The sequence below is a fragment of the Halobellus rufus genome, assembly GCF_000739575.1.
GTDB classification, from domain to species: domain Archaea; phylum Halobacteriota; class Halobacteria; order Halobacteriales; family Haloferacaceae; genus Haloquadratum; species Haloquadratum rufum.
Genome location: NZ_BBJO01000008.1, coordinates 21,254 through 27,253, shown reverse-complemented (window position 1 = coordinate 27,253; position 6,000 = coordinate 21,254). Strand labels below are relative to the sequence as shown.

Annotated in this window: 7 protein-coding genes and 2 pseudogenes; 6 read left to right on the top strand and 3 right to left on the bottom strand. The window is 59.3% G+C overall.

Annotated elements, in window-relative coordinates; all coding sequences use genetic code 11:
• The 6 genes and pseudogenes from ACP99_RS04690 to ACP99_RS04665 all read left to right on the top strand — a co-directional run.
• Nucleotides 1-189 (top strand): annotated as a pseudogene (locus ACP99_RS04690) (ArsR family transcriptional regulator); the annotation flags it as partial.
• A 3-nt stretch (nt 190-192) separates the two neighbouring features.
• Nucleotides 193-468, top strand: a complete 276-nt coding sequence (locus ACP99_RS04685; RefSeq protein ID WP_004515576.1) for a DUF7521 family protein — start codon at nt 193-195, stop codon at nt 466-468.
• Nucleotides 469-605: 137 nt separating this feature from the next.
• A complete protein-coding gene (locus ACP99_RS04680) occupies nt 606-1,001 on the top strand; it encodes a hypothetical protein (protein ID WP_004594583.1) in 396 nt (131 codons plus the stop codon).
• 146 nt (nt 1,002-1,147) lie between these two features.
• Nucleotides 1,148-1,345: a heavy-metal-associated domain-containing protein gene (locus ACP99_RS04675; protein WP_004594582.1), complete on the top strand. Its 198-nt coding sequence runs from the start codon at nt 1,148-1,150 to the stop codon at nt 1,343-1,345.
• A 131-nt stretch (nt 1,346-1,476) separates the two neighbouring features.
• A complete protein-coding gene (locus ACP99_RS04670; RefSeq protein WP_049985487.1) occupies nt 1,477-3,759 on the top strand; it encodes a heavy metal translocating P-type ATPase in 2,283 nt (760 codons plus the stop codon).
• A 320-nt stretch (nt 3,760-4,079) separates the two neighbouring features.
• Nucleotides 4,080-4,799: a hypothetical protein gene (locus ACP99_RS04665; RefSeq protein WP_049985486.1), complete on the top strand. Its 720-nt coding sequence runs from the start codon at nt 4,080-4,082 to the stop codon at nt 4,797-4,799.
• Between the two features lie 27 nt (nt 4,800-4,826).
• On the opposite strand, the pseudogene ACP99_RS04660 reads toward ACP99_RS04665, so the two are convergent.
• The 3 genes and pseudogenes from ACP99_RS04660 to ACP99_RS20785 form a co-directional block, all read right to left on the bottom strand.
• Nucleotides 4,827-5,216 (bottom strand): annotated as a pseudogene (locus tag ACP99_RS04660) (AAA family ATPase); the annotation flags it as partial.
• 169 nt (nt 5,217-5,385) lie between these two features.
• Nucleotides 5,386-5,613, bottom strand: a complete 228-nt coding sequence (locus ACP99_RS04655; protein WP_049985485.1) for a hypothetical protein — start codon at nt 5,611-5,613, stop codon at nt 5,386-5,388.
• Nucleotides 5,610-5,876, bottom strand: a complete 267-nt coding sequence (locus ACP99_RS20785) for a hypothetical protein (protein WP_231554213.1) — start codon at nt 5,874-5,876, stop codon at nt 5,610-5,612. The genes ACP99_RS04655 and ACP99_RS20785 overlap by 4 nt, the downstream gene beginning before the upstream one ends.
• Nucleotides 5,877-6,000: the final 124 nt, after the last annotated feature.

Here is a 6,000-nt window from a genome sequence, read left to right as displayed (position 1 = left end):
GTCGAGCAGGGCCTCCTCGAAGAGTATACGCACGTCGACCCCGGAGGACGGCACTACAGCGAGTACGAGGCTCGTCTCGAACGTATTGAAGTCCTCCTCCAGGCAGAGGGCTTCGATGTCCAGATCGATGTCCGGGCGGACCCCGCCGACCGGATTACGACCATCTTCGAGGAGATGCGGGGAGACTGACTTATGGAACACACGCTATTCGTCATCGGCAAACTGTTCACGACCGCGTTAGCACTGGTCATCGCATATCAGGCCTATCGCGGGTACCAACGACATCACACGCAGTTACTCCTGTACGTCGCCGCCGGCTTCGCATTGGTCGGGCTTGGCGGCCTCCTTGAAGGCGTCCTCTTCGAACTCCTCCAGGTGTCGATCTTCGAAGCAGGATTCGTCGCAGCACTCGTCACCGCAGCCGGGATGCTGTCTATCCTCTACGCCCTGTATGCCCCGAATCCATAAGGATTCAGGACGCCCATTCGACAAGCGGCCTCTGCGCGTCGTGCCCGGTTCGAAGCCGCTACTGTTCGGACTCCCCTCGTTCTCGATAGTGTAGCGTCGCAGTGGGAGTTATATCCATATCGGTCGTACCATATCGTATGATTCGAACACTCGTCGGTGTCCTCGGCGCTATCTCAGCGCTGTTCCCGGACGAAATCGTCGAGCTCTTCGAGAAACTCGCGATTTCGAATCCAGACGAGGGAACAGTGAGAGGGTGGATACGTCCAGCAGTCCGGTCGGAGGGTGTTCTGATAGCTGCGCTTTCACTCTTTAACGGGCGAGCATACGCGTTGCTGATGAATCTTACCGGCGTGTTCGGCGCGATAGTCCTCTTATTTCCCGACCTGTATCAGAGATTTGCCACCGCGTTCCTGTACGAGCGTCCAGAGTCGATAGAATGGAACGAGCGATTCCGCTTGGGCATTCGGGCTATCGGCGCACTCTATGTCTTTTTAGCGGCGAAGACGTACAGGGAGCGTCACAACGATACTTGAGCCTCCTCGCTATTGACACCTGCCGCATCCGATGTCTAGTTCGTTACGGCCGCAGGTATCACTTTGAATCTAAAGTTTGAGCCCCACGATATCAGTATGATCGAAGGGGAAATCCGCTAAAGAGAGGAGGCCGTGTGTATCCCTGTATGACGACGACGATCATCGTGGAAGGCATGACGTGCGGTCACTGTGAGCAGACGGTCGAAGAGGCCCTCGAAGAGGTATCCGGCGTGACTGACGTGACCGTCGACAGGGAGAGCGAACAGGCGAGCGTCGATGGTGAGGCAAATGTCACAGCTCTCGTGGAGGCCGTCGAAGACGCCGGGTACACCGCTTACGCCTGAGAATCGCGCGGACCACTCCGAGACAACGGCCAACCGTTGTCTTTGAAGCTTCGCTACGCTGGTCCTGCTGTACAGTTCAGTGGGGAAGATTCATGGGGCCAGCGGATCCACCTCTACAGAGAATATGGGCTATGGACCACCACAAAGATACAAATGAGAATCCCCCTGGAGGGGAACACCAGCAGGACGACAGCAGTCACCAGCACGAACACGGCGAGCAGGATGAATCGGACGCCGAGTCGGACGAGCAGCGGGTAGAACAGGAGCTACTGGAAGAAGAGGCACACCCTGCTGCGGAGAGTGAGACAGTGCTCGACGAGCAGCACGAGCACGCTGGACACGAGGGCGAAGGACACGACCACGGTTCCCATGAGGGCCACGGTGAGGGGCATGGCGGGATGCACGAGGGCCACGAGCAGATGTTCCGCCGGCGCTTCTTCGTCTCGACGCTCCTGTCGATCCCAGTCCTGCTATACAGCGAAATGCTGCAGGAGTGGCTCGGGTTCTCCGTCCCCGCGTTCCCGGGCAGCGAGTGGATCAACCCCGTCTTCGCGGTCATCGTCTTCGCGTACGGTGGGATGCCGTTCCTCCAGATGGCGGTACCGGAACTGAAAGATCGGTCGCCGGGGATGATGACGCTCATCTCGATGGCGATCACCGTCGCGTTCGTCTACAGCCTCGCGAGCGTGGTCTTCCCGACGCAGTCGGCGTTCTTCTGGGAACTCGTCACCCTGATCGACATTATGCTGCTGGGGCACTGGATCGAGATGCGGTCGGTGCGACGGGCCTCGAGTGCGGTCGACGAACTGGCGAAGCTGATGCCGGACACCGCCGAGCGGATTACCGACGGCGGCGACACTGAGGAGGTCCCGGTGAGTGAACTCTCCGAGGGCGACCTCGTACTCGTCCGGCCGGGTGCGAGTGTCCCTGCTGACGGCGTCGTCGAAGAGGGAGACTCCGACGTCAACGAGTCCATGATCACGGGCGAATCGAAGCCGGTTTCGAAGGAACCCGGTGACGAGGTCATTGGCGGCACCATCAACGGCGACGGGAGTCTCCGCGTGCGCGTCGGTGCGACCGGCGAGGAGACGACGCTCGCGGGCATTATGCGCCTCGTCGAGGAAGCCCAACAGAGCAAGTCCAAGACGCAGGTGCTGGCCGACCGCGCGGCCGGCTGGCTGTTCTACGTGGCCCTTGGGGCGGCAGTCGTGACTGCAATCGCATGGACGTTCGCGGTCTCGTTCGACGCGACCGTCATCGAGCGCGTGGTCACGGTGCTCGTCATTGCTTGCCCACACGCCCTTGGACTCGCAATCCCTCTGGTCGTCGCGATCAACACGTCGCTCGCTGCTCGCAACGGGATGCTCGTTCGCGACCGCATCGCGATGGAGGACGCACGGAACCTGGACGCGATCATCTTCGACAAAACAGGGACGCTCACCGAAGGTGAACATGGCGTCGTAGATTTGGCGACCGTCGACGGCGTCGACGAGGACGATGTGCTCGCGCTGGCGGCGGCCGTCGAGAGCGACTCCGAACATATGATCGCCCGAGCGATCCGCGAGGCCGCCGACGAGCGAGACTTAACTACTCCTGACGCGACCGACTTCGAGGCGATCAAAGGGCGAGGAGTTCGCGCGAACGTCGACGGAAACGAGGTGTACGTCGGCGGGCCGAACCTGTTGACACAACTCGATAGCGAGATACCCGACCATCTCCAGCGCTTCGCTGACCAAGCCGGACAGAACGCCCAGACGGTGGTGTATCTCGTTCGTGACGGAGAGTTGATCGCAGCGTTCGCGATGGCCGACGTGATCCGCGAGGAAAGTTTCCGTGTCGTCGACGCCCTCCACGATCTGGGCATCGAGGTAGCGATGCTGACTGGAGACTCCCAGGACGTCGCCGACGCTGTTGCCGACGAACTGGGTATCGACACGGTGTTCGCGGAGGTCCTCCCCGAAGATAAGGACGTGAAAGTCCAGGAACTCCAGGACCAAGGGAAGCTCGTGGGGATGGTCGGCGACGGTGTTAATGATGCGCCGGCGTTGACGCGGGCCGATGTCGGAATCGCGATCGGAAGCGGAACTGACGTCGCGGTCCAGTCAGCCGACGTCATCCTCGTTCAGAACAATCCGATGGACGTGGTGCGACTCGTGAAGCTCAGCAAGGCGAGCTACCGGAAGATGCAGGAGAACATCGTGTGGGCGGCCGGGTATAACGTCTTCGCGATTCCGCTTGCAGCAGGCGTGTTGGCACCGATCGGGATTCTGCTGTCACCCGCCGTCGGTGCGCTCCTGATGTCGCTGAGTACGGTCATCGTCGCCATCAACGCGCAATTGCTCCGGCGTGTCGACCTGTCTCTCCCCGAGCTCCCAGTAGGGACTCCACCTACTGACGCTCAACCTGCAGACTGAAGGGTCGGGTAGGCCCCAGATATACCCCTCCCCAGCAACAACCTCGTGGTATGATCGACGCTTCCAGATCTGTGGCTCTCTACCATTGATGAAGCGGCTGAACTCGAAGCACTCACGACACAGCTCCAATATGTCGCGTAAACCACCCGCACTACAATCAGGGGAAGCCCTTTGAAGTCCCCGGTAGAACTGGCTCCTATGAGGTCCCTCCATACGAGATCCCTCCACCGTATGTGTACCCGAGACGGTCCGTCGCTCTTGCCGTGGATCGCTCCGGGAAACCCACCTGATTCGTCGAACGCTCAACGACTTTTGGAGTAATGATACTCACAGTCGTGGGGCTCGGATTCATCACCCTTGGCCTCGCCATCGGCTGGTATGGTCTCCGGCCGCTTACGGTCGTCCCGAGAGTCCTCTCTGCCTCCGTTCAGGACCCGAGTACCATCACCGACGACGAGTCGTTCTCTGTCTGTCGTGGTGTAGCGAACGAATCCGGAGAGACGCTCTCAGCGCCGTTCACGGGATCTCGATGTCTCGGCTTTGAGTTCGAAGTCACCGAACGACAACCGTTCGGGATAGGTATCCCGTGGTTTCAGGCCCACCTCGACGATGGCGTCGCGACACGTCCGTTCACCCTTGACGGACCTCGTGGCGGTCTTGACGTCGTACCGTCCTCGAAGCGGTTCGCGCTCGATACGGAATCGACGGTCGTCACGCTTGGCGCGAATGAGACTCCGTCAGAACGAATCCAACGGTTCGTCGACGTGAGGGACGATCTCGAACCGGTTGCCAAATGGATTCAGATCCTCCCTGGACTCGGCACCCGTCGCTACGTCGAACGTCGGATTGATCCCGGTGAAGAGTATCTCGTTGCGGGGCCTACCGAACGGAGACAGAACGAGGTTGTCCTCACAGGTGATCTCGTAATAACCGATCGCTCACCGGGACGATTCGCGAGTAAACGTCTTCGACGTGCAGCGTTTCCGACGCTGATCGCGGGCGTCTTCATCGTCATCGGAGTTGGAGGTATCGTCATATGATCGATTGCAGCACCAGACCCATCATAGTAGCTTGTCGAGGATGACGACCGTTCGCGGGCCATCGTGCTGCTGGAGGCGGTCGACGAGTTCGTCGTGGGGCGTCGACTGCCGGTGGATGTCGATTGTGGCGCCGAGGTCGTCGAGGATTTGATAGAGCGTCCGGAATCGGGTGTAGTTGCGCCAGCAGTTGACGTAGGTCGTCTCGACGTCGAGGACCTCTTCTCGAAGTCGTTCGGTAACGAACTTCGAGATGCAGGTTTTGCCGGCGCCGCTGGGTCCAGTGACGATGGCCGTGTCGGCGGGTTCACCGTTCGTGATGGGCTCAAGGACGCTAGAGAGGTGGTTGACTTCGGCGTCGCGATGCTCAACTTCCCGAGGGACGAACCCGGCGCGGAGAACGCGAGCATCGCGGATCATTTGATTCTGATAGACTGGTTTTCTGGCTAGTACTAAAAACGTGACCGGGTTGCTTCCGGAAACGGTTCGATTAGCACATTGGTCTGCGGCCATCCCGGTGGTGTAACGCGATTGTTTTGTGGAAAACCCAGGCTTCTGGAAACTTCCGGAATCACATCAGAACGATCTCTCAGAGTGGCCGGAGATCCCGCCACCGGACATCAGTTTTCGTTCCATCCTCGAGTTGAACACGATACAGCACAGCATCACGAGTATCGCCCGTGACGGTGCCGGCGTCATCCTCCAAGATAGCGATGATTTCGCCGTGTCGTCCGTGGAGGCGGGTGTAGTCCGGGTCCATCTTATCCGGGATATCGACTCGGACGCGATCACCCTCTTCGAACTGGTAGTCTGTCATTCTTGCTCCCGAAGGTATTCTGTTCGTTCGTGGACGTCTGTTTCGAACTCGACAAGCCACTCTTCGAACAGTGTGTCTTCCTCTTCAGTTCCGAAGAACCGTTCAAAGAATCCTTCGTCTGTGCCATCCGAGGTCGGATCGAAGGTTCGAACTGAGATGTTGCGTCCCTCCGGTTGCTCACCCGCTTTGAGGAGTGCAAAGGCCCAATCGACGATGGCTGGATCGTACTCCCGTCTGGGGAGCCGAAAGTTGTTCGTCCACATTCCGAGACGGCCGTTCTCGAGCTGATCATCACGATAGGCGAACTGGATCGTCGTAATACAACACAGCGTTGCCAGGTCATCTATCCCAGCATCGGAAGCCGATTTCGTGATTCGCTTCCAGCCA